Origin of the sequence: Flammeovirga sp. OC4 (assembly GCF_000812565.1) — a bacterium.
Classification (GTDB): Bacteria; Bacteroidota; Bacteroidia; order Cytophagales; family Flammeovirgaceae; genus Flammeovirga.
The window spans coordinates 1-26,421 of record NZ_JTAM01000042.1; the positions used below are offsets into that span (position 1 = coordinate 1).

Sequence of the window (26,421 nt, forward strand, 5' to 3'; positions counted from 1 at the left end):
ATTCGAAAACTTAGTTTACAATGTACTTAACATTACTCTTCCTTACTCAGTGCAAGAGCGAATGTGATCATTGTGATGATAATAATAAAGGGAGTATTTCTCAATATCAAATTGTTAATACACTCAATAAAGATGTTCTAATCAAAATATACAGTAATGATATTATTACTTCTCTGGAACTAAATCCAAATGATACTTCAACGTACTGGGTAAGAATTATAGAACCTGCTGAACCTGTATCTTCTTTTTTTAGGGTTGACCATTACAATAATGGAAAAAGTTTCCCTTATGATAGTGATTCAATATCAATTATTATTGATCACCAAGTTCAGAAAAAATTTATATATGATGCGATGAACAAAGACATTAATTGGGAAATATCATTGTACAATGACTTTTCAGCTTATGAAATAGTTAAAGAAAAAGAGAACACCAATGAAATACTTTCTTCCTCTGACAATACACATCACTTCTATTATACTCTTGATTCAAATAAGGTCAATAATTAGGTTTGCCAAAAAATGGAAATATAAAATACAGATTCACATTTTTTGGAAATAACATATTCAATTCAAGTAGTCTATCAATACACAAGTATTGTTGTTGATCTTATTTAGTCTTAAATTACATCAGAAAACAAGCAAACCCCATTGAAATGAGTGATGTATCAACTGCAATTGTATCTTTCAAAAAAGCAAGAACCACTTTCCTAAACTTTCGCCCCTATTTAGAAAAAAAGAGTTTTTCAATCTTTAGATTATTCAAAAAACTAAAGATTAATAGCTCTCTTTCCAATGAAATACATTCTATTTTCAATCACAGCTTATACCAGTACGAACAAAAGAAAGGAAAAGAGTTAGCTTCTCTTTTTAAAGGAGAAGAACTTTTAAAACTAATTGAAAATGCATGTATATCAGGTCATCATAAAAGCCTAGAAAGTAAAATAGAAAACATTTTATTTTACCATAATCCCACCACTTTAGATTCCTCAAAAGTAAACTTCGTAGAAGAAGTTTCGCTCTTCATGGAGATTTTTAAAGAAAACTATTCAAAATCCTTTTCTTTACATCAAAAAGAATTAATAGAAACCAATAAAAAGGTTGATAGTAAAGTTGATGATGTATTAATTAATACAGAAGAAATTAGTGATGGGATTGATCGACTCCAAAATGATTCTGACTCAATTCTTCAAAAGTTAGATGAAGACAAACAAATTGACTTTTCATTATTCAAGCAATCTTTTTCTACAGATGATCTGCAAACTTTAAAAAGATATATTCCTAGAAGCTACTATCTTCTTGAAGAGAATCAAGATTCAAACTTTTATCAGACCTATTCTAAAAATGAGGGCGATTTACAATCAATTATTCTTGAAAAAAAGAGAGTTTTAATACTTGGAAATGGGGGAATCGGGAAAACTGTAGAACTTAAAAGACTAAAACTCATCCTTGAAGAAAATAACAACCTATATTCCTTTTATTATTCTTTTCGAAGATATACAGGCAAAACAATTAGCTCCTTATTACCAAAAAATTGGGAGAGTATTCAAGGTTCTTTAGTCGTTATTTTAGATGGTTTGGATGAAGTAAGAAGTAGTGATTTTAACATAGCGGTAAGAGAAATAATAAGTTTTTCAGAAAACTACCCAAATGTCAAAATTGTGATTTCATGTAGAACAAATCACTTGGTTACTTCTTCAATTTTAGGAGATAATTTTACAAACATATCTTTAGCTCCGCTTAGTTTATATTCAGAGGATGTAAAGTTTTTTGTTCAAAAATACTATGACATTAATCTTGATGAGTTCCGCGATCAAATTTACCTTATGGGCTATACGGACTTGATTGATAATCCTTTCTACTTGTCCCATTTACTAGATGAGTATTCCGGTAATGTTCAATTAAATAAGAATCGAACAGATTTATTTGACGCATTGATTAAGAAAAACATTAAATATGACAAAGATAAATATGTTACCACACACGATAAAAAGCAGTTTATTAGAACAACTTTAAGAATACTAGAACAATTAGCTTTATCAATGGAACTATATCAACGTTCAGCTTTGAAAGAACATGAACTTGAACAATTTCTCGATGAGGATGCTGGAAAGTTCCAAATAATCCAATACACTAAGTTTTATAAGAAAGATACTCAACTCGTTTCTTGGGAATTTGATCATCGACTTTTTCAAGAATACCTATCAGCTAAAGCATTGTGTCGATATTCCTTTGAAAGGATTATATCATTTATTACTTACAAAAATTGGAAAAAAGTTAAACCTTCGTGGATTAATATTACTGGTTTTCTGATTAGTGTAATAGAGGATGAAAAGGTTCGTTCAAAACTAATAGATTGGCTGATAAATAATGATCCAGACTCAATTGTTACAGCTGAAAAGGAGATAATTCCAACTGAACTCAGGGTAAAAGTCTTCAAAAAAATATTCAAACGTACCAAAAAATATCAAGTTTGGCTCAACTCTAACAAATTCAATGAAAGTAGACTTGCTAACTTTGGGCAATCTGATGAAGTCATTCATTATCTCAAAAAACAAATCACTAATGAAAAGAATAATTTGGAAGTCAAAAGTAGTGCAATTCGCATCTTTCAATACTTTGATTTCAAAGGGAAAAATCATTCCGAAGCATGTGATTTTTTAATGACAGAAATAAAAACACATGTGAATGATTTGGGTCAAGAAGTATCGGAATATGTCGCTGATTGTATTCAAGCTTTAACTAAAATTGGAATAGATAATAAGTTTGCAAATCAATTAATCCAGTCTATTTGTCATAGAAAAAATCAATATATCAGAAAGGCAGTCTATTCATTAATCAAGAAGAATAATTTAAGTAATGAGCAAATTCATTTTCTAATTGAAGGATACAAATTAACGCAAAGATCATCAGGTTTTGAGGAAATAGATCGGATGACTAGTTTTAATGTAGGAGAAGAAAGTCAAATTATTGAATGTTTTCTACTAGTTAATGCTCCACAATCATTAGAAGTATTAATTATGTATGTAATGGAACTTTCATATCATACGTTGAGATACACCTCAGAATCTAAAAATCTAATTGACAAGATAATACAACATTCAGTTGATTTATACCGTAAAAATCATCATTCAATTTTCCCAATTATATTAAATTGGTATTGCTCCAAAATGAATTATTACGACTCTAATGAAGGATTAATAATTAGATTGTTTTTTGAGCAAACTTCCACCAAAAACAAAGCTTTAAAAGATATCATACAAGGTGAAAATCTTAAAATGTGTAGAAGTAACAAATCTGATGCTATTACATACCTTGTCGATGAAGAGAATATTTCAATACTAATATCAGCTATATTAGCGAATGAAATTGATCATCAGACTACAATATTTACTTATGATATTCTTTATTTTCTTAAAAGTCCATATGCCAAGACATTAAAAGAAGGAGTCAATGATCAGATCATATTACCTCAGATAAAAACCAAAGATATTTTCACGGAAATCATAGAAAAGGATTTTAATTTACTTTTTGATCCCAAAAAGGTAAAAGATAAAATAATCAGTGTATTTGAACTTGCTGAAAAAAGTCAGTTTAGCAAAACTGAAATAAGAGATATGCATTATTACAGAAAAGAGATTAGTAAACTACAATACTTTGACTCCAATCTAGTATTTGAAATATTAGAGAAATTTGTAAATAAAGAGAAAGAAGTCGTTACTCTACAAGAAGTTCTAAAGTGGTTTGATAACACTGAAAATGTCGAGGAATATTTAATCAGGAGGTTATACAATACCTTACTTAGAGAAGACTTCGATAAAAAATTAAATGATTTCCAAAAAAAGTGGCTTGTTGATTGGGTGAATAAAAAAATATTAAAAATTGACTTCAGTACTGCTATTACTTTCAAATCAAATGACTCATTTTCTGTAAATTCTTTAGCTCAATGGGTTTACTTTTTTTCTTTAAAACTAAATTTAAAACACTCTAACAGTATCATGTTAGATATGTTGTTATTTGTTTGGACTGACAATGAAGAAAATAATAGTAATATTAATTACATCAGCAAGTGGGTAAGTTCAGAGTTAATGATTGAAAGGATGCTAACCAATCTTGAAAATGGATTAAAGAATAAAATTATTAGAAGCAAATATTTGGAGTACCTACTAGAAAAAGGTAAAATCGATAGTTATCAATTTATAGAATCAGAAGTTTTAAATGAAGATGATTATGGCTTACTAACTTCATATTGGGAAAAAACGAAAAACATTGAAGTTTTTAAAGAACTATTTACTAAATCTAACTCCAAAATAAAGTGGTATATTTTAGATATACTTCTTAATCAAGGAGAATTTTCTTTCTGCCTTAAACAACTTAAAACCTTACTCCATAACCCTCATTCCCAAGAAGAAGAACTTATAATTTTAAAGTATCTAATTAGTATCGGTAATATTGATGGGTTGAAGAGATTTACCGAACATCTAAGAGAAAATAATATTCGAATTCTTAAAGACTTTGTAAAATCATACAAAACATTTTCAATTAATGCCTTACCCTATTTAATGGAGTTATTAGAATTGTGTTATAAATATGAAATTATTATCGACTTCCGTGAAACACTAGTCCATCAATCGGTTTATGATTTAATAAAAAGTACAGCATTAGTATCAGAAAAAAATTATTCCGCTGTAAGAAAAGAACTAAAGACCTTTCTTGATCTCAACCATAAAAAGTACAAATATGTCAAATACCTAAATCATCGACTTCAAGAATTAGATCAAGAGTTTTACAAGAACAATACTATCACATTAACCATTTCAGAGGTGAAGAAAGAAGTTTCAATAAAAGACTAAAACAGTTGTCACCTGATTTTTCATTTAATATGAAACAAAACTCAAAGGGAATAGAAAGGTTTGCAAAAAATGAACTTAAAGAAAGCATAATTGAAAGTGCAATAAATCAATAAAACGCACAACTAAAAGTGCATTTCACAATGTATTAACTTAACCTGACTTCGACTAAGTAAGAGTATCAATAAATCCACTAATTATTCATTGAGATTAAAATTCCCATCAAAAAAATTATGAAGTACAAAAAAAGAGGGCGACAACCCTCTTTTCAATATCATTAAAGCTATTTTTTTTATACCGACATTAATAAGACAATTAATACAAAAACTTCTTCTCATTTTGTATATTTATTAAAATTCTAAATGATTAACATGCTTACACCTGAAGAACAAAATGCTGAAAATGCCCTAGATAGTAGCTTCAAAGGATCTATTGAAGTGATCAAGAATGCATTAAAAGAAGAAGACCTTAACACTATTAGAGAAGTGATTGGGAATATTACTGTTTGGTCTGGACATTTGGGAGATCGCCCCAAGTGGTTATCTGGATTTAATCAATCTTTAAATGATCTTTTGGATATATATGGAAATAGTGACGCTCCAGAAGCAAAAACCATTTTCTTTGAAAAACTTCGGTTAGCTTACCATTCCATCATTATAGAAAACAATTCGTAACACCTCCATTTAGAATGGTAAAGCATGATTATATCAGTGATATGCTCGCAGACCCAATAGCCTCTTTGAATAGTTTTTTATCATTAGGTAAATTCATACAATATGCCATTTTTGAGGAGTAGATACTCCATTAAGTCTTTATAATTTTCTGTATACAAATTATATCACAAAAAAAGAGGGCCAAAACCCTCTTTCAAATGTCTACATACTATTTTTAGTATTACATTATTTTCCGATACAAAACTTACTAAAAATATTCTCCAACAAATCATCCGTTGTCACTTCACCAGTGATCTCACCAAGGTGATGTAACGATGTACGAATATCCAATGCTAAGAAATCTCCAGTCATGCCCATTTCCACACCATTGATTACATCGTCTAATGCCTTCATGGTTTCACGGAGAGATTGATAGTGACGGGCATTGGTGACCATTGTATTTCCTGATTGTACTTTATCAAGATTAACGAGATGTAGCGCACGCTCTTTTAAGTCATCTACTCCAGTTCCTTTATCAGCTGAAATTTCTAAAAGGTGCTCTGAGAATTCTTTGAACTCAGGTGCTAGTCCTCCTTCTAGTTGATCCAATTTGTTGGCTACTAAAATGTACGGTACACCTAGTTGTTCTAAAGCTTCTACTTCGGCTTTTACGTCTTCAAAAGTGGAAGTGGCAGCATCGAACATGTACATGATCAATGAGGCTTTCTTCATCTTTTCATAAGAACGCTGCACACCGATGGCTTCTACTCTATCTTCTGTTTCACGTAATCCGGCTGTATCAACAAAACGGAAAGTTACGCCACCGATATTGATTTCGTCTTCGATAAAATCACGAGTGGTACCTGCAACGTCTGATACGATTGCTTTTTCTTCGTTTAGAAGGGAGTTTAATAAAGTTGATTTTCCGGCATTGGGTTTACCTGCAATTACGGTAGGTACACCGTTTTTCAACACGTTACCCATAGAGAAGGAATCGATTAAGGCTTTGATCACGCGTTTTAATTCGTTGATCAAATCGACTAACTCATCTCTTGAAGCAAATTCCACATCTTCTTCTGAGAAGTCCAATTCCAATTCGATCATGGATGCGAAGTGGATCAGCTTTTCACGAAGTGCTTTGATATCTTTTGAGAACCCTCCACGCATTTGTTGCATAGCGGCATCTCTTGAGGCATGTGAATCGGCCGCGATCAAATCGGCTACGGCTTCTGCTTGTGCTAAGTCGAGTTTTCCATTGGCAAATGCACGTTGGGTAAACTCACCTGCTTTGGCGTAGCGGGCTCCTGTCTTCATAAAAAGCTGGAGCAATTGATCGACGATAAACTGAGAACCGTGACATGAAACTTCCACGGTATTCTCACCTGTATATGACTTAGGGCCATAGAAAATAGTCGCCAAAACTTCATCTACAATGGTTCCATCCTCTTCTCGGATAGTACCGAAGTGTGCCGTATGACCTTCTTGTTTTTCTAGGTTTTTCCCTTTGAAAACTTTGTTGACAATTTTAATGGCATCAGGTCCTGACAAACGAATGACATGGATGGCTGACTGCCCTGGTACTGTTGCTAAAGCAACAATTGTATCTAATTCTAACGTATTATGCATTAGGTTGATATTAAATTCAGTGCAAAGATACAGTTAATTTCTTTAAGGTCATTTTTATTCAAAGTCATTCGTATTCTACCAATAAAAAAGTGGTAAAACTATATCAAAATAGCTCTACCACTTTTAAATATCTATTGAATTTATTCTCTCGACCTAGAATCTAGTACGCTTGAAATTAGTTCAATTGCTTTAATAATTTTTCAGCTACCAACTCTGATGAAGCTGGATTTTGACCTGTAATGATTAAACCATCTTCTACTGCATACGCTGACCAATCTGCTCCTTTTGAGTAAGTACCACCGTTTTCTTGTAACATATCTTCTACTAAGAAAGGTACGACCTCTGTCAATTGGATAGCTGCTTCCTCTGTGTTAGAGAAACCTGTTACTTTTTTACCTTTTACCAATGGTGATCCATCTTTTGCCTTTACGTTTTTGAAAATAGCCGGTGCGTGACAAACGGCTGAAACGGGCTTACCTGAATTGTAAAAGTCTTGAATCAATGCAATTGAATTCTCATCTGTTGCCAAATCCCATAATGGACCGTGACCACCTGGGTAGAATACTGCATCATAGTCTGCTGCGTTGACTGTAGATAATTTTAATGTATTCGCCATTTGAGCTTTCGCTTCTTCATCTGCTTTGAAACGAACTGTCGATGGAGTTTGGCTATCTTTTGCATCACTTTTCGGATCAAATGGAGGTTGTCCGCCTTTTGGTGACGCTAATGTAACTTCAACGCCTTTATCTTTTAGGAAATAATAAGGTGTAGCAAATTCTTCAATCCAGAAGCCTGTTTTTTCTCCTGAATCACCTAATTGATCATGGCTTGTTAAAACAAATAACACTTTTTTTACTTGTGTTGTTTCTTCCGCTGTCTCTTTTGATTGAGTGGATTTATCTGTTCCACATGATGTGAAAATTAGGAACGATAATAAACCGATTAAGAAGTCTTTAATGTTGATCATAACTGTTTTTATTTTTTGATGATGCAAAGCTCAAAAAAAAACTTCATTGAAAAAATTGATCTATGGTAAGAAAAAATGAAAGGTCTATTAGAACAACTAATGCTTCGCCAACTCCCTTCTTATCCTACTTAAACTTTCCGTCGTAATTCCTAAAAATGAAGCGATATGGTAGTTTTTAATATGGGTTTCGATTTCTTTATGGGTTTGAAGAAAATCAAGGTATTTCTCTTTGGCTGTTTTTGATAGATCATTAATGATTCTCTTTTGAAAGGCACCAAAACTATGTTCCATTTTTTCTCTGAAGAAACTTTCCACTTTAGGAATACTTTCAAAAATCTCTATTTGGGCTTTCCTTGTAAATTCTAATACAGTTGTTTTCTGAATACTTTCAATCGTTAAAACCGCTGGATTTCCATCAAAAAAAGCTGTGTAATCACTAATCCACCAATCATGAATGGCAAACTGTAATGTATGATCCCGCTCCTGTGCATCTTCAAAAAAAGAACGTAAACAACCTTCCAATACATAATATTGTGATAACGTTGGCTGCCCTTTTTCCAATAAAATTTCTCCTTTGCTAAGCTCTAATTTCTGACACCTTTCTTTTATAAATTGATATTCTGAATCGGTTAATTCTAAACCTTTGAAAATTTCTGCGATGGATTTCATTATACAAAAATAATCAATTCACTCTTCATAGAAATGTAAAATAAGACAGAATGTAAATCAAGGTGAGGCTCAAAATACTTTTATGGCCTCACCTTATTGATTTTATCTAGTATACAACCATTTCCCCAAATAGCGATAAACAAGAGGCATGACTGGATTTGCCATTAACGCTCCAACAATTACAACAGTAAAGAAGATCGCTAACTTTGGAGGAACACTAGCCATTGGAAATAAGTATTGAAGCAACATATCTACAATGACGATTAATGGGTAAACTGTAAATATAGTCACCAACACCTGCTTCCAATACACCGGATTTTCATTATTCTTGTTCATGACTAATAAGCAGTTTTATAGCCTAGATTTAAAGGTGAAGACAGTATAAAAAGTTCTGATTCTTCCAAAGTTTCCCAAGTCAATAGCTCTTGACCTTCTACCTTTACAAAGGCATCTTTTTCCATTAACTCCCCTGCCACTTTTACATTACCTTCCATCACATAAATAGAATAAACTTTTGTTGGGTCTAAATCAAACTCCCCCTCTCCGCTGGGTAATTTGTATCGCTTAATCTCCACCTCTGGAGCATTGGTCTGAATAGGTCCCTCTTGCCCGGCGTAAACCATTACTTCCAACCCATTTTCTGTTGTCCATGTAAATTCATTAAACTGGAAATCTCTGTAACTTGCTTTTTGATGAAGTGATCTAGAAAAATCTGGATCAAACCAAATTTGGAAAGCTCGTGACCCTTTTAAGTATTTTTCTGAATGATACACACCATTACCAGCATAGATTTGCTGAACACCACCTCCAGGTAATGGAGTCCATTTATTTGTAGCGGTATCAAAATGTTCTAAACCACCTTCGAAAATGAAGGTAAGGATTTCTATCCCTTCATGAGGGTGCATAGGGAAAGTCCCTTCTTCATTGGCTTCTACGTGTGCCCAATAAATTAAATTAGAGTATAATGGATCTCCTGCCAATGGTTTATTTTCGTGTAATTTCCCTCCAAAAAGAGATACTGCATGTTGTTGTGAGCGGTCTTTAATTTTTAAACCCGACTTTTTCTCTGTCGATAAAAAATCTGAGAATCTGTTATTGTTCATCTTCGTAATGTTTAAGTTTTTGTTTTGATTACATTACAAAGGTGTAGTATTAAAGAAGGAGATATTAAACCAAAAAGCAGTCAAAAAGAACCAATAAGTCGTATCATACGATTAAAACAGAATTTATTAGCCAAAATAGAAACCAATAAAATTAAACAAGTCTTTTTCTATACTCCACTGGAGTGATTTCTTTATACTTTTTGAAGAAACGACCGAAATGAGAAACGGTATCAAAATTTAATGTAAATGCGATATGACTGATGGGTTCCTTGGTGTATGTCAAAAGGTATTCTGCTTCGTTAATTAGACGCTCATGTATAAAGTAGAGTGCTCTTTGACCGGTAAGTTGTTTTATCGTCTCGCTTAAATGTTTAGGAGTAATTGCCAATAGATCTGCGTATTCCTGAACGGTTTTCTTTACTATAAAATGAGTTTCTATGCTTTTTTTATATCTCAAAAAGAGATTTTGCTGGGAATTCGTACCTTCTTCTTCACTCTTATGAAAGTACAGTTTACGCTGTATATACCCCATCAGTGCCAACAAATAGCCATTGAGAATATTTGTTTTAAAAGAATATTTGTTTTTCACCTCGTTTTCGATCTGTTGAAACAATTGATGATAGACCTCAAGATTTTCTTTATCCAATTCAAAGTAAGGTATACAGCTTTCGTTGAATGTCAATAAATTCTCAATGGTCTCATATTGAAGTCCTAACTTTTGAAAGTGATCTTGATGAAATAATAAGACTTGGATCTCAAAATCAGAAGATATATTGGTTAAAGATGCAATTTGACCTGGCTTGATGATATGAATAGAGTGAGGATAAATGGAAAAATTATGATGATTGATCCTTCTAAAAGCTGAACCTTGCAAACATTTGATGACTATATAATGATCACATCTCATGGGTACTCCTTTGTTTCCTTGTCCATTGTTGGATAAAATCACAACATCATTATCAGTGATGGTATCATTGTAAATATCAACTCCAAACGTGGGTTGAGGTGCATGAAAAGATTGATAGAGTTGAAGACTTTTTGTAATAGTTTGAAAGGGAATTATATTATTTTCAATCATCATAAGGACTAAGACAAAAATAGGAAACAAAAAAAGTCACCCTAAAGATAGAGTGACTTCCTGGAATTTTAAGTAAGGTTTTAATTATTTTAAAACCACTGTTCCATCTTCTAATTTTTCAGTATCACAACCAACAACTTCTGAAACTTGTTCAATCACTGTTTCCAACGTTTTATTTCTGAAAGTACCAGTGAATTTACGTTTTTCTAATTGTTTGTTTTCGATAACAATAGAAGTGTTGTATGCTTTTCCAATTTCTTTAATAGCATCAGAAAGGTCTGCACCTTTGAAAGAAAGTTCTGTTTGCATTAATGAAGCGGCATTAAGCTCTTGCTCATAAACAGTTTTACTCACTGTACCATCTGCAATAGCACCTGTTTCATTTTTAACTAAAACAACATACTCTCCTGATTCTTTACTTTCGAACCTTACCTTACCTGTCACTACCTCTACTTGATTTTGTGTCAAGTGGAAAGATGTACCTAATACTGTAGTTGTCGCTTCTGAAGTGATGATATTAAACGCATGTTCTTCATCTCTTTTTACTTCAAAGAATGCATCACCCTCAAGGGAGACTACTCTATCGTTGTCACCAAAAGATTCTGGGTAACGAATAGAACTTTCTTTGTTCAGCCAAACTTTTGTACCATCAGGTAGTTTTACCAAAGCAGTAGTATTGCCTGTTTCTTTTTGCAACATCTGTACTTTATCACTGTCTAAATAGTAGAACATTGACAAGCCTAATGTCAACAAAATAGCTACAGCTGCAGCCATACTGTTAGGGAATGACCATGTTGAAGTATTGTTTTTCTTTGCTGCAAGGTTTTTCTCCACTTTAAAAGTTGGAGCTTCCTTTTTCTCTTCAGCAGAAACATTCATTCTTAATAGCATTTTTGCCATTGCAGCATCCATGTCTTCAGAAGATACGTCTTTACGTTGTTTCTTACCAAGCGAACTCGCAGTAGACCAAATGTCCAATACTTCCTCACTCACCTCATTAGATTGATTTTCTAATGTAGTAGCAATTTTTGTTTCTTCAGATTCAACTTCCAAAATCTTATCCCAGATTTCGTTTACTTTAGCATCTAATCGAGAAGCATTTAGTATACGCTTCTTTTCTTGACCTATAGTAGTGGATTGAATCCAGATCTCTGTTACTTCTGAAAGAACACTCTTAAAAGTTTCATCGGTTTCAGCTAGCTGCTTTGCTTTAACAACAGCCATTTGATCACCTCCTAAACTTTCTGCAATCAGTGTCCAATCAATGTTAATTTCCTTATCCATGTTGTATCGGATAAATATGATAAATTCTTTATTACTCTATAATAATCGTAAGGACAAGTCATGATGAATATTCATTTTAAGTCCTTTATTTTTTATGACTCTTCATAGCGGAATCACACAATATAATCGTCCTTAAAGCCAAGACAATTGAAATGCATGGCAAGACAAAAAAAATCTAAAATAAATTGAATTGTAATAAATAGTCAATGATCAAGCCAATCACTATTCCACCTTCCAACGCCATTAGACTAGGGTCTACATGCCCTTTTAATTTTTCTCTTAATTGTTTTAATGCTAAGCCAATTTGATAATGCACTGTTCTTACAGGAATATCTAATGCGTCTGCAATTTCTTTGTAAGTCAAATCCTCAAAACGACTCATCTTAAAAATTTCCTTCATTTTTTCCGGTAGCTCTTCAATCGCTTCCGACAGGCGCTTTTCTAGTTCTGAAAAATGATAAGTATCCTCCGTGTCATTACTTGAAATGACCATTCTTTCAGCAACCCCTTTCTGATAATCACGTTCAAAATTTCTTCTCTTGATAAAATTCAATGTATGATTTCTTGCAGAACGGTACAAATACGCTTTTAATGAAAGATTTATATTTAAAGATTCTCTTTTACTCCAAAAATTGACAAATATATCCTGCACCAACTCCTCGGCAGTTTCCCAGTCTTTTACCATTCCATTGATAAAGTTGAGGATTGCCTGATAGTATTCCTTTGTTATATATTCCCAAGCGAAACGATCACCCCCCTTCACAAGGTCAATCAATGCCTCTTCTTCTAAGTTTTCGAAATTCATTAGATTAAATATCGATTTTTATTGATTTTAGTACTAAAAAATGTTGCCCGTTACTCGTTAACTTCTTCTAAAAATTCATTAGAATACTCGTTTATCACTCTTATTTGGTTTCACGCTTCCAGTTCAACTCTCATTTGAATGAAAAACAAAATCAACGATTTCTGATCACCTCTATCTTAGCACTTCTTATTTATTCTGAAGCTATAATCACACAATATATTTAAAAAATAGTGTATTATAAACCTCCATAGTGAAAAAATGAATTATTCGTTACCTCGATGTTTATATAAAACCTTGATACTTTCATAAATTGCTGTCTCAATTAAAACTATAAACAATGACTAAGCAGGAAAAAGTTCAAGATATCGTTCAAACTTTACAAGGTTTATACCCTAATCCACCCATTCCATTAGACCACAAAGATCCATTTACATTACTTGTCGCAGTGGCCTTATCAGCACAATGTACTGACGAAAGAGTAAACAAAATTACCCCTCTATTGTTTGCCAAAGCAGACAATCCTTATGATATGATGCAATTAAGCGTAGAGGAAATCAGAGAGATCATCAAACCTTGTGGGCTTTCACCGATGAAATCAAAAGGCATTTACGGGATGTCGAAGATCATAGTAGAGAAGTTTGGAGGTAAGGTACCTGATAATTTTAAGGATTTGGAGTCATTACCTTCTGTAGGACACAAAACTGCTTCGGTCGTGATGTCACAAGCTTTCGGTGTTCCGGCATTTCCTGTAGATACGCATATTCACAGATTGATGTACCGTTGGGGATTGTCTACTGGAAAAAGCGTGGAGCAAACGGAAAAAGATGCTAAACGCCTATTCGATAAGAAAGACTGGAATGATCTTCATCTTCAGATTATCTATTTTGGTAGAGAATATTGTCCTGCACAGCGCCATGATCCAAATGAATGCCCAATCTGCTCTAAACATGGACGAAAAACACTTTTCACTGAGAAAAAATCATCGAACCCGAAGAAAAAGAAAAAAACGCCGAGCAAAAAGTAATAAGCAGTTACACATTTAGAACTTGAGATAAGTTAGAGGCTAATTTTTTAGTCAAAGGCCAAACTCTAACGCCGAGTGTAGGCTAAAAAAACTCATACTTTCATTGTTCAACAACTTATAAAGTGCTTCGGTTACGGATTACTTCATGTGCGGTTAACATAGAATTCAATCTGTACGTGGTTATCATAGGAAGTTAACACCCCTTTTAGCGTATTAACATTAATTACTACGTCAAACAACGCCTCTTTTCAGATAAACGGCGTTTAACTATAGACGAATGTTTTGTGCCGAAAAACTTATGTGGGGCGGTGAGCACTTCCTAAATTTGAGCATAAATCAATTTCAACCATTGATTTTATAATACCACTACAAAGTAAAATTGAATGACTATGAACACAATATTGTTGAACCAACAAGTAATGACGGACAGAGAATTTGAACGTCTTCAAACCTACACTTTTTCAACAAATGCTGAAGCATCTACTGTGATTGCACATGAAATTGCTGATCTTATTAGAGATAAAGCTTCAAAAGGTGAAAATGCAGTATTAGGCTTAGCAACAGGTTCTTCTCCTTTAAAGGTTTATGATGAATTAATTCGTTTACATAAAGAAGAAGGATTGTCATTTAAAAATGTAATTACTTTTAACTTGGACGAATATTATCCTATGCAACCTGATTCAGTACATTCTTATGTACGTTTCATGAAGGAAAACTTATTCGACCACATTGATATTCAAGAAAAAAACATCCACATTCCTGACGGTACTTTAGCGATCGAAAATGTTTATGCTTTCTGTAAAGACTATGAGTCTAAGATTGCAAACGCAGGTGGATTGGATGTACAAATATTAGGTATTGGTCGTACAGGTCACATTGGTTTCAATGAGCCTGGTTCAACTGAAAACAGCCGTACTCGTATGGTAACTTTAGATGCGATCACTCGTATTGATGCCGCTCCTTCTTTTGGTGGTTTGGATTTCGTTCCAAAACGTGCCATCACAATGGGTGTAAAACCAATCATGCAAGCGAAGAGAATCATTATGATGGCTTGGGGATCTGGTAAGGCACCTATCGTAAAGAAAATGGTAGAGGGCGATATCTCAATGCAAGTACCTGCAACTTTCCTACAAAAACACGATAACGTTTCTGTATTTCTAGACGAAGGTGCAACGGAACAATTGACACGTATCACAACTCCTTGGTTAGTTTCTGAAGTAGAGTGGACCACTGCTATGGTAAAGAAAGCGGTAGTTTGGTTAGCTTACAAAACGGGTAAGCCGGTCTTGAAATTAACAAATAAGGACTACTTGGAAAGTGGTTTAGATAGCTTATTATCCACTAAAGGTTCTGCTTACGATTTGAACATCGAAGTATTCAACCTTTTACAACATACAATTACAGGATGGCCAGGCGGTAAGCCTTCAGCAGACGATACACAACGTCCTGAAAGAGCTGTTCCTGCGAAGAAACGTGTAATTATCTTCTCTCCTCACCCTGATGATGACGTAATCTCAATGGGTGGTACATTCCAACGTTTAGTGGACCAAGGACATGAAGTACACGTTGCATACCAAACTTCTGGTAACATTGCCGTTTCTGATGATGATGCTCGTAGATATGCTACTTTTGCGAACTCATTGATGGACAAATTTGGTTTTGGATCTGCTGAATCTAAATCGAAGTTCAAAGAAATCACTGGTTTCTTAGATGCAAAAGAGGAAGGTGATATCGATTCATTAGCAGTAAGACAAATCAAAGGTCAGATTCGTAGAGACGAGTCGATTGCAGCATGTCGTTACACTGGTATTCCAAAAGAACAAGTACACTTCTTAGATTTACCTTTCTATGAAACAGGTAAAGTTCGTAAAAACCCAGTAGGTGAAGCGGACATTGAGATCATCAAAAATATCATTTCTGACATCAAGCCTCACCAAATCTACGCAGCAGGTGACTTAGCAGATCCACATGGTACTCACCGTGTTTGTTTAGATGCTATTTTCGCTGCTTTGGAAGAGTTGAAATCAGAAGAATACATGAAAGACTGTTGGGTTTGGATGTACAGAGGTGCATGGCATGAGTGGCCAATCGACGAAATCGAAATGGCTGTACCAATGTCACCTGAGCAAGTTCTTACAAAAAGAAAAGCTATTTTCTTCCATGAGTCACAAAAAGATGGCGTAGTATTCCAAGGAACAGATGACCGTGAATTCTGGCAAAGAGCAGAAGAGCGTAATTCGGGTACTGCGAAATTATACAATGCACTTGGTCTTGCAGAATATGAAGCAATGGAAGCATTTGTGCGCTACCACTTCATCTAGAGATATATAAAGTGTGCGATAAAATAGATTGAATTAGAAACGTCTGGGAGAAATCTCAGACGTTTTTTTGTTTCAAGACAAACCTGTATTAACAAATCAATTTTTTATTGGCTATATTTATTTGACGATAAGTACTAGGACAGAAGAAAACGAGCATTTCGTAGACCCATAATTGAAATTATGGGCTTTTGGGAAGACATCTCAATGATCAACTTTTGATTATATAATTTGTCTTAATCTGTATTAAAACGGATGTCAGAACTTGTAAATTATTGAAACATTTCAAGTTCATAATGAGTGTCGAAAAAAAGGATAGCTTCCCAAAAGCACATGACTTCAAGTCATGGAATATGGTGTTTTGTTCCTTTTCTTCTGTCCTGATACTTCGACTTTATCACTCTTAAAAAGTGTATCTCAATATAATTTTTAACTTACCTATTTTGAATGAAATCCTCTAAATATTATCCTCAAAGAACGTTATTACTATTTACCTTATTATTTTTCAACTCCATCATCACTTTTTCTCAAACTTCTACACCGCTTGTTAAAGTAGGTATAGAGGTATTAAGGGATCAAAATTTCAAAGCATTAGAAGGGAAAAGAGTAGGATTAGTGACGAATCCTACAGGAATTGATCATGATTTTGTCTCTACTGTAGATATATTATTCCAAGCAAAAAACGTCAACCTAACAGCACTTTATGGACCCGAACATGGTGTGCGTGGTGATACAGATGCCGGTGCTCATGTGGATAGTAATACGGACGCAGTGACGGGACTTCCTGTTTATTCACTTTATGGAAAAACAAGAAAACCTACAGCAGCTATGCTCCAAAACGTAGATGTAATTGTTTATGACATCCAAGATATTGGGGTAAGGTCTTATACTTTCATCAGTACATTGGGATTGGTAATGGAAGCAGCGGCTGAAAATAATAAAGAAGTCATTGTATTGGATAGACCTAATCCTCTAGGGGGAAATAAAATTGAAGGAAACATTGTTGAGCCGGGTTACTTTTCTTTTGTCAGTCAATTTCCTATTCCTTATATCTATGGTTTGACAGTAGGTGAGTTAGCCTATATGATGAACTATGAAGGATGGTTAAAAAATAAGATACAATGTAAGCTCAATGTTATTCCGATGAAAGGCTGGAAAAGAGAGATGCGTTTTCAAGATACAGGGAGACATTGGGTGCCTACTTCACCACATATTCCATTTCCTGAAGTAGCTGAACTTTACCCTGCCAGTGGAATTATCGGAGAACTGGAAGGAAACTTTATTGGAATCGGATACACTCTGCCCTTTACATTATTTGGTGCGGAATATATCAATACTGCTCAGTTTGCTCAACATTTAAATGCATTAAACTTAGAAGGTGTGTATTTCAGAGGACTTTCGTTTACGCCTTATTATAAAGAGAAAAAAGGGATGAAATTACATGGAGTCCAGGTGTATATCACCGATTACGATAAGGTTCGATTATCTGAAATCCAGTTTCATGTATTAGCAGTTCATCATCAATTGCACCCTGCTAAGGATCTTTTCAATGCTCATCAAAATAGATGGGGAATGTTTGACAAGGTCTGTGGAAGCAACAAAATCAGAGAAGGGTTTATGGCTTCTTATACTTTCGATGGGATAAAAAATTACTGGAGAAAAGATGAGGCAGCCTTTAAGAAAAAAGCTGCCGTATATTTAATGTATCGCTAAGTTGATACTCTTTAAGATTGTATTGTCTCAAGGTCTTTTTTAAACCTTGTCAAAAGGTCATGGGAGAAGGATTGCATCACGGCTGTTTCGTTATCATCTACACCGTCAGCCGCCTCTGCTACTACTTCCATGGCTTTTATAAATTCTTGATACTCATTGGTAGGGCCGTAATGTTTACAATAATCGATAACCTTATTGTAAACATCCTCTACAGGTGTATCTTTTTGAGCTTCATAATTGAAAGACCATCTGATATCTTCACCATAAGGATGGTCTTTAAAGTAGTTTTCCAAAACTGCTTTTTCTTCTTCTTGAATCACACCATCCGCTTTTGCCACCACAAATAATAGTTCGCCTAAAATCTCGTATAGTTTTTCTTTATCCGACATAACAATTAAAGTATTAAGTTGAAATAAGTACTTTAGGGTATACGTTAATAATTGATAATGAAGGTATCTATTTAAGTGTTTGTTTTACATTTTTATAAATGTTTAACAATAGAGGTTACTGATGAGGAATAATATTTTTTTGCTTTAGTAAATTTTGAAAATTTGTTTTTCTCAGCTTTTTCTGAGTAAGATCCTTTAATTCTAAGCGTCTAGCTTTCCTATCTTGTTTTAATGATGATGAATTATCTGACCTTATATAGGTATTACCATAATTGTGACTTAGTACTCCATCACGAGAAGTATTATTATATACAGTTTGTTTTCTAGTGTTTATATTGTCACCCTTTAAAAAATCTAATGGTTTATCAGTATTTTGTCCCTCAAAGGCAGGACCAGCTGTTACCATTGGTGTATTCAAATCTTTTGATTTTATAGGTTTTACTATATCAAACAATAAAACAGAATACTCATAAAAAGAAGGTACAACTTCATTATTAAGTGTAGCTCCACTCCACAAACCTTTTGTTTCTTTCAAACCTTTAATAAGATTTCGATTCAAAAGATCAGTGAAACCTTTTTTCATCTCGACATCTGTAACATTACCATCTTTATCTACAAGTATCCACATTTTCAATTCCATCTGATGATAAATTTCATACCTAATTCCTTTAAGATATTGTTTCAAATGTTTTTTCAATTCATACTCTGACCTCAACACAGCCGGTTGGTCTGTCTTTAAATATGTGGTATCCATTTTCTGATTAAAAATATAAGAATAATCTACAACACCATTTTTATATAACTCATGATAATAGAAATCTTTTTCGACTTGAAATTTAATCGTCCCATCACCTTCTATCACTATAGTATCTCCTTGATGAGTTCGAATTGTATTTACAAATTCTTCATTATTTTTGTAAATATATTCTTTGATAAAAGAATCATAAAAAAAATAGTCAACCCATCTCCCTGTTTTTACCCCTTCCATATAATTACCTTGTACTCTCAAGCGTTTACTCCTATCAAATAAAAAGTATTCTCCATGATTTTCACCTGATTTCACCTCATTAATACTTATCAAGTCATCAGAATATATGTCGAATGTGAAATCATACTCTTTAGATTCTTCCGTTTTATAGCGTACTTTAAAATAGAAAACTCCTTTAGAATAATTGCTGAAAGACATTTGTTCGAAATCTTTATCCAACCATCTTAAAGCTGAATATTCATTTTGTTTTAAAGGTTGACCTTCCTCCAATACATATTGACAGTAAGAAAAGTAGGGTAAAACTAATAACACAAAAGTGCTTAGGCATGAAAATAGTTTGCTCATTTTGAAAAAAATATAGTGCTTTAATTTGGGCTCAATATAATAAAATAAGGTATAAAAAAAGCAATGCACCTTTCGATACATTGCTTCTTTTTATCTTTCTAAAGTGATCTAGTACCACTCTACAATATCATTTAGCGGTTTCCTTGTAATGTTAGGCACCTTCGCATCATCTGTTGGGTATCCTACCGGTATTAATAGATAAGGTCTTTCATTCGCCGGGCGTTTTAATTCCTTTGCCAAAAAGTTCATTGGAGAGGGAGTATGCGTCAAAGCCACCAACCCTGCCTCATGAATGGCATTCAATAAAAAACCACTGGCCAAACCTACGGATTCATTTACATAGTAATTGTTGTGACGTATACCATGCTCATCAATTTCATATACTTGCTTGAAAACCACAATCAGCCATGGAGCCTTTTCCAAAAAAGGTTTATTCCAATCCGTGCCAAAGGGTTTTAAGTCATCCAACCACTCTTCACTCATTCTGCCGTGATAGCCTTCATACTCTTCCTTTTCTGCAGCAATACGAATATTCTTTTTAACTTCTGGGCTTGAAACAGCACAAAAAGTCCAAGGCTGTTTGTTGGCTCCTGACGGTGCACAACTTGCGGCCTTAATGATATTTTCAATCACTTCTTTCTCCACTGTTTTATCAGAAAAGTCCCTAAGTGATCGTCTTTTGTTAATCTTATCGTAGTATTCCTGCGTTTTCTTCAGCATTTGTTCTTCTGGAACTTCTAAAGAATTGTATGGTATAAAATCTTCCACAGCGTGCATATATGTCAATGGGTTGAACGAATAAAAGTATTTATAACACCTAAAAATACAATAAAAACTTTAATAAATTAAAAAATAAAGCTATTAATTGCCAAAAGTAGTTCTTGAGGCTTCTCAGCGTGTACCCAATGCCCTGCTCCTTCAATCATTTCGACTGAAACGGAGGCAAATTTTTCATTAATCTCTTCTTGATCTGCTTGTTGTATATAGTTGGAGTTCGTGCCTCCAATAAATAATGTTGGTACTTCGATGGAATGTGTCATTGCTAAAGCTTTGCCCACTTCCTCAATCTTGGCCGTAATGACAGGTAAATTGACTCTCCAAGCAAAACCTCCTTCTTTCTTTCGGTAGATGTTCTTTAATAGAAACGATCGTTCACCGAAGTTTGGTATATATTCTGCCAATAACTTATCCGCTTCACCTCTAGTTTTTATAGAATCGATTGGTAAAGCATTCAATCCTTCCAAAATAGTTTGGTGATGTACGGGATAAAAACGAGGTGAAATATCTACTACAATCATTCTGCTGACCATTTCAGGATAATTGGCAGCAAACTGCATTACAGTCTTTCCTCCCATTGAATGCCCCAATATAATCGGCTTTTCTAACTGATGTGTCTCTATAAATTCTTTTAGGTCCTCTGCCATCAACTGATAATTAAAGTCATCGCTATGTGGCGACTGACCGTGATTACGTTGATCGACCAAAAAAACATGTAATTTTTCCGACAATTGCTTCCCTAATGTCATCCAATTATCGCATTGTCCGAAAAGTCCATGAAGTATGATTAATGGTTTATTTCCTCTTTCACCAATTTCTCTGTAAAACAAATTCATTATATATGAAATTTTAATTAGAAAATGTAAAGATGTAGTTTTGAGGAGAAATAAAAAAAACATCCTCTTTAAAAGAGAACAAATGAAATTTATAAATCAATCAATTGTAGCGTATTTAATTTTATTCCTGTCCCTGATATCTTGTGGGTTGAGAACTTCAGATAAGATTGATGCCAACAGTGTAAACAAGCAAATCAAAGAACGTAAGATAAAGCAGATTAAAGAAAATGACATTGCTGAAAAAGGTTTTTCAATTGGAAGCTCTATCATAAAGACTATTTCAATTGATCAAGCTTGCGGTGACCTGTCTTTAGATATTTTTGCTGATAGCTTAAAGCCCTATATCAAAAAAGCTTGGATAGAATGCTCTACGCCTACTGATGAAATTGAGAAAAGCGTTTGGGAAGCCTATCAATATAACCTTGATAACAACTTACCACTCAACGATAATATTCAAAAAATCATCACTTCTTCCAATAAGAAGTCTTATCTCTACTCTTCAGCCATGAATAACAATGGTTCTTTAAAAATAGTTCAAATTGAACTCAATCATAAGGCATTGGTGTTGGCGTTGTATTAAAAACAAGTACTGTTTAGTGGAAAGGTAAACAAGATTATCTTTTCTAATCGCTTCTTCATTTTTTAGTTTACTTTCAAATAATAAGTAGCGATAGATAATGAAATCTGAATTATTTTTGGTTTAGTACTTCATAGAAAATAGTACCTTTGCGTATTAAATTCGTTATCAAGAAATTTCTTAATACAAACAATGAAATATTTAATCGTAGGCTTGGGCAATATTGGTCCTGAATATGCAAAAACTCGTCACAATATTGGTTTTATGGTGGCTGATTATCTAGCAAAAAAGCATGACACTTCTTTTGAGATGGATCGCTTAGCCTATGTTGCTGATTTTAAACATAAAGGAAGAAGTATTACAGTCATCAAACCTACTACTTACATGAACTTAAGTGGTAAAGCTGTAAAATATTGGGCCAATCAATTAAAAATCAAAACTGAAAATATTTTGGTGATTGTAGATGATTTGGCTATTCCTTACACTAGCCTACGAATGAGAGGGAAAGGTGGTGCTGCTGGTCATAATGGCTTGAAGGATATTGAAGCACAGTTACAAACAGCCGCTTACCCAAGATTACGTTTCGGTATTGGTGATAATTATTCCAAAGGAAAACAAGTTGATTTTGTGTTGGGTGAGTTTACAGAAGACGAGAAAATTGATTTGGATGGTTTAATTGAAAAGTCAGCCGATATGTGTCTTTCTTTTGCTTCCATAGGTTTATCAAGAACGATGACCCAATACAACAAATAATATGACAGATAAAAATATAAAAGGCATTTCGGGATATATCATGATCATTGTCCAAGCAGTTTTGTTTGGCGCCGCTGGTTATGTTTTATCTCTTCCTGATTTAGGAGCCATCTCCATGCTTCTACTTTTTGTAGACGTGGTGTTATTGAGAGGTTACTTTATTGTAAGTGAAGGTAACGCTGCTCTTCTTTCACTTTTAGGGAAATACAAAGGCACAATCAACAAATCTGGCTTTTATTGGTACCATCCATTCAGAAGTATTCAAAAAATCTCTTTGAAAGACGAGGTGCAAATGGTAGGTCCATGGGATACTTTTGCTAAAGATGGTGTACAATTAGAAATGAGTGTTGAATTGAGATGGAAGGTAGCTGACGCTGCCAATGCCTATTATGGAATGTCAGATATCAAAGATTCAGTGCTTTCTATTGCGAAAGAAACCGCTCAAACGTTAATAGAAATGTATCCATATGAAGATTTTGGAGAAGAACGTGTTTCTTTGCGCTTACATTCTACTACCGTGAATCATGCTTACGCAACTGCACTCAAGAAAAAACTAGAAGAAGTAGGTGTTCATTTAGAAAGTGCTCGCTTCAATAGTATTCGTTCGTTAGGCAAGAAAAGAGCAGCGAATGAAGCTGTGGCAATTGCTCATCAAATGATTCAGGAGGTAGATCAGGTCAATCAGTTGACAGATAGTGAAAAGGCAGGAATGAAATTACAGCTGATGTCACTTTTAATGACTGAAAAATAAAAAGAGAACAAGTTTAAAGATATGCATAAAGATGAATGTTTCGAGTTTGGTAAAATCACCAAAACTCATGGTCTAAATGGTGAGGTTTTATTTTTCCTCGACGTGGATGATCCTTCTAAATACGAAGGTCTTGATGTTGTATTTTTAGAGAGAAGAGGAAGTTTGGTTCCTTTTTTCTTAGAATACTTATCACTTCATAATAATAGATACATTGCAAAGTTTGAGGACATTGATAGTATAGAAGCAGCGGCAGAATTAAAAGACGCTCAGCTTTACCTTCCTTTATCTGCTTTGCCTAAATTAGAAGACGGGCAATTCTACTACCATGACATTGAAGGCTTCACTGTAGTAGATAATAACTTAGGATCTTTGGGTACTGTACATAAAGTGTACACTAACTCTGCTCAAGATATTTTAGAAATGAAATACAAAGGTAAAGAGGTCTTGATTCCTATCAATGATGAAATCATCATCAAAGCAGATCTAGAAAAGAAGGAATTATACACTGATATTCCTGATGGATTACTAGACATTTATATGGAAGAATAAGCCATAAATAGCAATAACAACTTCCTTTAAGGAAGGATATATTCACTAAAAGCTTCATTTTAAGAGATTTTCACTCCTTAAAATGAAGCTTTTATATTTTGTAACATAACAGTTGTTTATGTTCAAAATCATTTAATTTAATCAATAGCTCTTTGTTAATCAGTCACGTTACTTTGTACATACATAAACAAAAGACAATCTAATCATTCGTTTATGTAACCGTCATTATCAATATTTAAACTACTTTACGTGAAAAAGCTACTACTAATCACCAGCATTATGTTGCTGGGCTTATTTACTTCCCAAAACGATGCTAACGCACAGACAAGTATTCAATACTACTATGGTATGGGCAATGTTCAACAAATTTCTGTTTGGCAGAATATTGACGATAATAACTTATTGAACTTTCGTGTTGGTTATCAGGATTTTGCTGAAGAAAATGTAAGTATGTCCATTGGATATGGACGTCTTTTTGGTGAGTTCTTACCTTATTTGGTCTTTAACAAAGACGTTACTTCTGAGTTAAATAATTACTCGTTTACAAACGGATATTATTGGGCTCCTGGCGGACGTTGGGATTGGGCTATTGGTTGGACACTTAACCAACATGAAACAATGAGAGGAACATCTGAACGTCCTGAAGGTACTTATTCAGCATGGTCTCAAAGTTATTGGTTTGATGCTTATTACAACCTTATTGAGTGGAGAGCTCAAATAGGGGTTGAAGTAGGGGTTACTTCTTCAGGAGTGAAATTCTGGGGTGTAATGTTTAGTAAAGCATTAGATTTTAGTAAGAAAGATAAAATGAAATAAGCTCTATTTTAGAGATAGAACATAGAAAGTGATGCATTTCGATTATGAAATTTCATCACTTTTTTTTTAAGTTTACTTCGGAAAAACAACCAAAACGGAAGTAAATGATACAACAACTGCTAAATGCCCCCTTTCCTTTTCTAGATTCTCATCGATCGAGATGGTTATTTGCTACTTTAGCAGGAGTGTTTGTCTATACTTTCCTTCTTGTATTCCAGCCTTTTGAATTACATCAGATACAATTCAATAAACCTGTTTTTATTTTAGGGTATGGTTTGATCACTTTTGGGGTTATCTTTTTTGCTTTATTTTTACTTCCTAAAGTATTCAAAACAACCTTTCAAAAAGATCAATGGACCGTCGGAAAAACGATTTTCTTCGCTATTTTCCAATTACTATTCATCAGTATTTTAAACTGGGCTTATACCCATTACTTTTCTTGTCAAGTTGAGATTACTGCTGCCACTGATCATTCTTTTCCTTATTTTATTTTCATCACACTTTCCGTCGGCATTTTTCCATGTGCATTTTTGGTATTATTTCTAGAAAGAAAACTAAGAGAAGAGAAAGAATCTAAAGCGGACTCCATCAATAAAAATATATCAATACATAAACAGCAATCAGTCAAAGAAGATCATCAGGTCTATAAAATAGGTACTGAAAAGCAATTTGTCACTTCTTTGGCCCATGAACTTTTATGTATAAAATCCGAAGGCAACTATTTAGAACTCTATCAATGGAAAGAGGATCAATTATTAAAACATGTGATCCGTTTACCGCTGAAGACTGCAAAATCTATTTTAGAAAAAGAGAAAGATATTCATCATTGCCACCGATCATATGTTGCCAATTTCCAACACCTTGAAAAAGTTTCAGGCAATGCTCGCAACTATGAGATTCAACTTCAAAACCTTCCATTTTCGATTCCTATATCAAGGTCATTTTCAAAAGAACTCATTGATTTCTACCTCTAGAAGCCTTCCCATTCGTCACAAAAACGCCCATTAATCACTCAAAAACGTCACTTTACATCATATCTTCCCACTTATAACTTCATACTGGCAAACTCGACCCTACCCCTTTATGTTTGTATTGTTATCCACAAAAAATAAGAATACAAATGAAGACACTACTCTTATTGTCCACACTTTTTTTCTCTTTTTATCTCAACATAATGGAAGATAAAAATACTGTTGAAGTTACCATTACAGAGGTCTCATCTGACAAAGGAAAACTTGTGATTGGGCTTTATAATAAAGAGAACACCTTTCCCAAGTACGAAGAAGTTTATCAAGGTCAAATTATTTCCGCTCAAAAAGGAAAAGTGAGTTGCACCTTCAGTAATCTTCCCAAAGGTGAATACGCCATTGCAGTATGGCATGATGAAAATAACAATCAATCATTAGATACAAATTGGGTAGGCATACCAAAAGAGAAGTATGGTTTTTCTAATAATCCAGACTCAAGGTTTGGGGCACCTTCTTTTGAGAAAGCCGCTTTTGATTTCAATCAAGACAAAACAATTTCATTAACCATTAAACTCAATTAATC

General features: G+C 33.8%; 25 protein-coding genes. 13 read left to right on the top strand and 12 right to left on the bottom strand.

Going from position 1 to position 26,421, the window contains the following annotated elements; genetic code table 11:
• Positions 1-20: 20 nt before the first annotated feature.
• The 3 genes from PL77_RS19130 (at position 21) to PL77_RS19140 (ending at position 5,523) form a co-directional block, all read left to right on the top strand.
• Positions 21-509, top strand: a complete 489-nt coding sequence (locus PL77_RS19130; protein ID WP_044208970.1) for a hypothetical protein — start codon at positions 21-23, stop codon at positions 507-509.
• A 146-nt stretch (positions 510-655) separates the two neighbouring features.
• Positions 656-4,852, top strand: a complete 4,197-nt coding sequence (locus PL77_RS19135) for an NACHT domain-containing NTPase (protein ID WP_044208973.1) — start codon at positions 656-658, stop codon at positions 4,850-4,852.
• 359 nt (positions 4,853-5,211) lie between these two features.
• Positions 5,212-5,523, top strand: coding sequence for a hypothetical protein (locus PL77_RS19140; RefSeq protein ID WP_156152435.1), 312 nt, complete (start codon positions 5,212-5,214; stop codon positions 5,521-5,523).
• 225 nt (positions 5,524-5,748) lie between these two features.
• On the opposite strand, the gene mnmE is transcribed toward PL77_RS19140, so the two are convergent.
• The 8 genes from mnmE to PL77_RS19180 form a co-directional block, all read right to left on the bottom strand.
• Positions 5,749-7,128: a tRNA uridine-5-carboxymethylaminomethyl(34) synthesis GTPase MnmE gene (mnmE, locus tag PL77_RS19145; protein WP_044208978.1), complete on the bottom strand. Its 1,380-nt coding sequence runs from the start codon at positions 7,126-7,128 to the stop codon at positions 5,749-5,751.
• Between the two features lie 175 nt (positions 7,129-7,303).
• The gene (locus tag PL77_RS19150; protein WP_044208981.1) at positions 7,304-8,095 is read right to left on the bottom strand and encodes a type 1 glutamine amidotransferase domain-containing protein; all 792 of its coding nucleotides are present in this window, start codon (positions 8,093-8,095) and stop codon (positions 7,304-7,306) included.
• A gap of 96 nt (positions 8,096-8,191) precedes the next feature.
• Positions 8,192-8,764, bottom strand: coding sequence for a Crp/Fnr family transcriptional regulator (locus PL77_RS19155; protein ID WP_044208984.1), 573 nt, complete (start codon positions 8,762-8,764; stop codon positions 8,192-8,194).
• A gap of 102 nt (positions 8,765-8,866) precedes the next feature.
• Positions 8,867-9,100, bottom strand: a complete 234-nt coding sequence (locus PL77_RS19160) for a hypothetical protein (RefSeq protein WP_044208986.1) — start codon at positions 9,098-9,100, stop codon at positions 8,867-8,869.
• Between the two features lie 2 nt (positions 9,101-9,102).
• Positions 9,103-9,867, bottom strand: coding sequence for a pirin family protein (locus PL77_RS30835; RefSeq protein WP_052444561.1), 765 nt, complete (start codon positions 9,865-9,867; stop codon positions 9,103-9,105).
• A gap of 151 nt (positions 9,868-10,018) precedes the next feature.
• Positions 10,019-10,948, bottom strand: a complete 930-nt coding sequence (locus PL77_RS30840; RefSeq protein ID WP_052444562.1) for a helix-turn-helix transcriptional regulator — start codon at positions 10,946-10,948, stop codon at positions 10,019-10,021.
• Between the two features lie 81 nt (positions 10,949-11,029).
• Positions 11,030-12,229, bottom strand: coding sequence for a FecR family protein (locus PL77_RS19175; protein ID WP_044208988.1), 1,200 nt, complete (start codon positions 12,227-12,229; stop codon positions 11,030-11,032).
• 175 nt (positions 12,230-12,404) lie between these two features.
• Positions 12,405-13,034, bottom strand: a complete 630-nt coding sequence (locus PL77_RS19180) for an RNA polymerase sigma-70 factor (protein WP_044208989.1) — start codon at positions 13,032-13,034, stop codon at positions 12,405-12,407.
• 337 nt (positions 13,035-13,371) lie between these two features.
• Between PL77_RS19180 and nth the strand changes: the two genes are divergently transcribed.
• The 3 genes from nth (at position 13,372) to PL77_RS19195 (ending at position 18,089) form a co-directional block, all read left to right on the top strand.
• The gene (gene nth, locus PL77_RS19185) at positions 13,372-14,058 is read left to right on the top strand and encodes an endonuclease III (protein WP_044208991.1); all 687 of its coding nucleotides are present in this window, start codon (positions 13,372-13,374) and stop codon (positions 14,056-14,058) included.
• Between the two features lie 389 nt (positions 14,059-14,447).
• The gene (gene nagB / locus PL77_RS19190; protein WP_082026633.1) at positions 14,448-16,379 is read left to right on the top strand and encodes a glucosamine-6-phosphate deaminase; all 1,932 of its coding nucleotides are present in this window, start codon (positions 14,448-14,450) and stop codon (positions 16,377-16,379) included.
• Between the two features lie 444 nt (positions 16,380-16,823).
• Positions 16,824-18,089, top strand: a complete 1,266-nt coding sequence (locus PL77_RS19195; RefSeq protein ID WP_044208995.1) for an exo-beta-N-acetylmuramidase NamZ domain-containing protein — start codon at positions 16,824-16,826, stop codon at positions 18,087-18,089.
• A gap of 11 nt (positions 18,090-18,100) precedes the next feature.
• On the opposite strand, the gene PL77_RS19200 is transcribed toward PL77_RS19195, so the two are convergent.
• The 4 genes from PL77_RS19200 to PL77_RS19215 form a co-directional block, all read right to left on the bottom strand.
• On the bottom strand, positions 18,101-18,478 hold the full coding sequence (locus PL77_RS19200; RefSeq protein ID WP_044208997.1) for a TerB family tellurite resistance protein: 378 nt from the start codon (positions 18,476-18,478) through the stop codon (positions 18,101-18,103).
• A 115-nt stretch (positions 18,479-18,593) separates the two neighbouring features.
• Positions 18,594-19,811 carry a hypothetical protein gene (locus PL77_RS19205; RefSeq protein ID WP_156152436.1) on the bottom strand — a complete coding sequence of 406 codons (1,218 nt, stop codon included), beginning with the start codon at positions 19,809-19,811 and terminating at the stop codon, positions 18,594-18,596.
• Between the two features lie 108 nt (positions 19,812-19,919).
• Positions 19,920-20,579, bottom strand: a complete 660-nt coding sequence (locus PL77_RS19210; RefSeq protein ID WP_371199246.1) for a nitroreductase family protein — start codon at positions 20,577-20,579, stop codon at positions 19,920-19,922.
• Between the two features lie 77 nt (positions 20,580-20,656).
• Positions 20,657-21,424, bottom strand: a complete 768-nt coding sequence (locus PL77_RS19215; RefSeq protein ID WP_044209003.1) for an alpha/beta fold hydrolase — start codon at positions 21,422-21,424, stop codon at positions 20,657-20,659.
• Positions 21,425-21,506: 82 nt separating this feature from the next.
• On the opposite strand from PL77_RS19215, the gene PL77_RS19220 reads away from it, so the two are divergent.
• The 7 genes from PL77_RS19220 to PL77_RS19250 all read left to right on the top strand — a co-directional run bounded on the left by PL77_RS19220 (position 21,507) and on the right by PL77_RS19250 (position 26,419).
• Complete coding sequence (locus tag PL77_RS19220) at positions 21,507-22,004, top strand: hypothetical protein (RefSeq protein ID WP_156152437.1); 498 nt, start codon at positions 21,507-21,509, stop codon at positions 22,002-22,004.
• Between the two features lie 189 nt (positions 22,005-22,193).
• Positions 22,194-22,754, top strand: a complete 561-nt coding sequence (gene pth / locus PL77_RS19225) for an aminoacyl-tRNA hydrolase (RefSeq protein WP_044209008.1) — start codon at positions 22,194-22,196, stop codon at positions 22,752-22,754.
• A gap of 1 nt (position 22,755) precedes the next feature.
• On the top strand, positions 22,756-23,505 hold the full coding sequence (locus PL77_RS19230; protein WP_082026631.1) for an SPFH domain-containing protein: 750 nt from the start codon (positions 22,756-22,758) through the stop codon (positions 23,503-23,505).
• A 21-nt stretch (positions 23,506-23,526) separates the two neighbouring features.
• Positions 23,527-24,054 (top strand): ribosome maturation factor RimM, encoded by a 528-nt coding sequence (gene rimM / locus PL77_RS19235; protein ID WP_044209013.1) that lies wholly within the window; start codon positions 23,527-23,529, stop codon positions 24,052-24,054.
• Between the two features lie 249 nt (positions 24,055-24,303).
• On the top strand, positions 24,304-24,870 hold the full coding sequence (locus PL77_RS19240; RefSeq protein WP_156152438.1) for a hypothetical protein: 567 nt from the start codon (positions 24,304-24,306) through the stop codon (positions 24,868-24,870).
• 104 nt (positions 24,871-24,974) lie between these two features.
• Positions 24,975-25,844 carry a LytTR family DNA-binding domain-containing protein gene (locus tag PL77_RS19245; protein WP_044209016.1) on the top strand — a complete coding sequence of 290 codons (870 nt, stop codon included), beginning with the start codon at positions 24,975-24,977 and terminating at the stop codon, positions 25,842-25,844.
• 146 nt (positions 25,845-25,990) lie between these two features.
• On the top strand, positions 25,991-26,419 hold the full coding sequence (locus PL77_RS19250; protein ID WP_044209018.1) for a DUF2141 domain-containing protein: 429 nt from the start codon (positions 25,991-25,993) through the stop codon (positions 26,417-26,419).
• Positions 26,420-26,421: the final 2 nt, after the last annotated feature.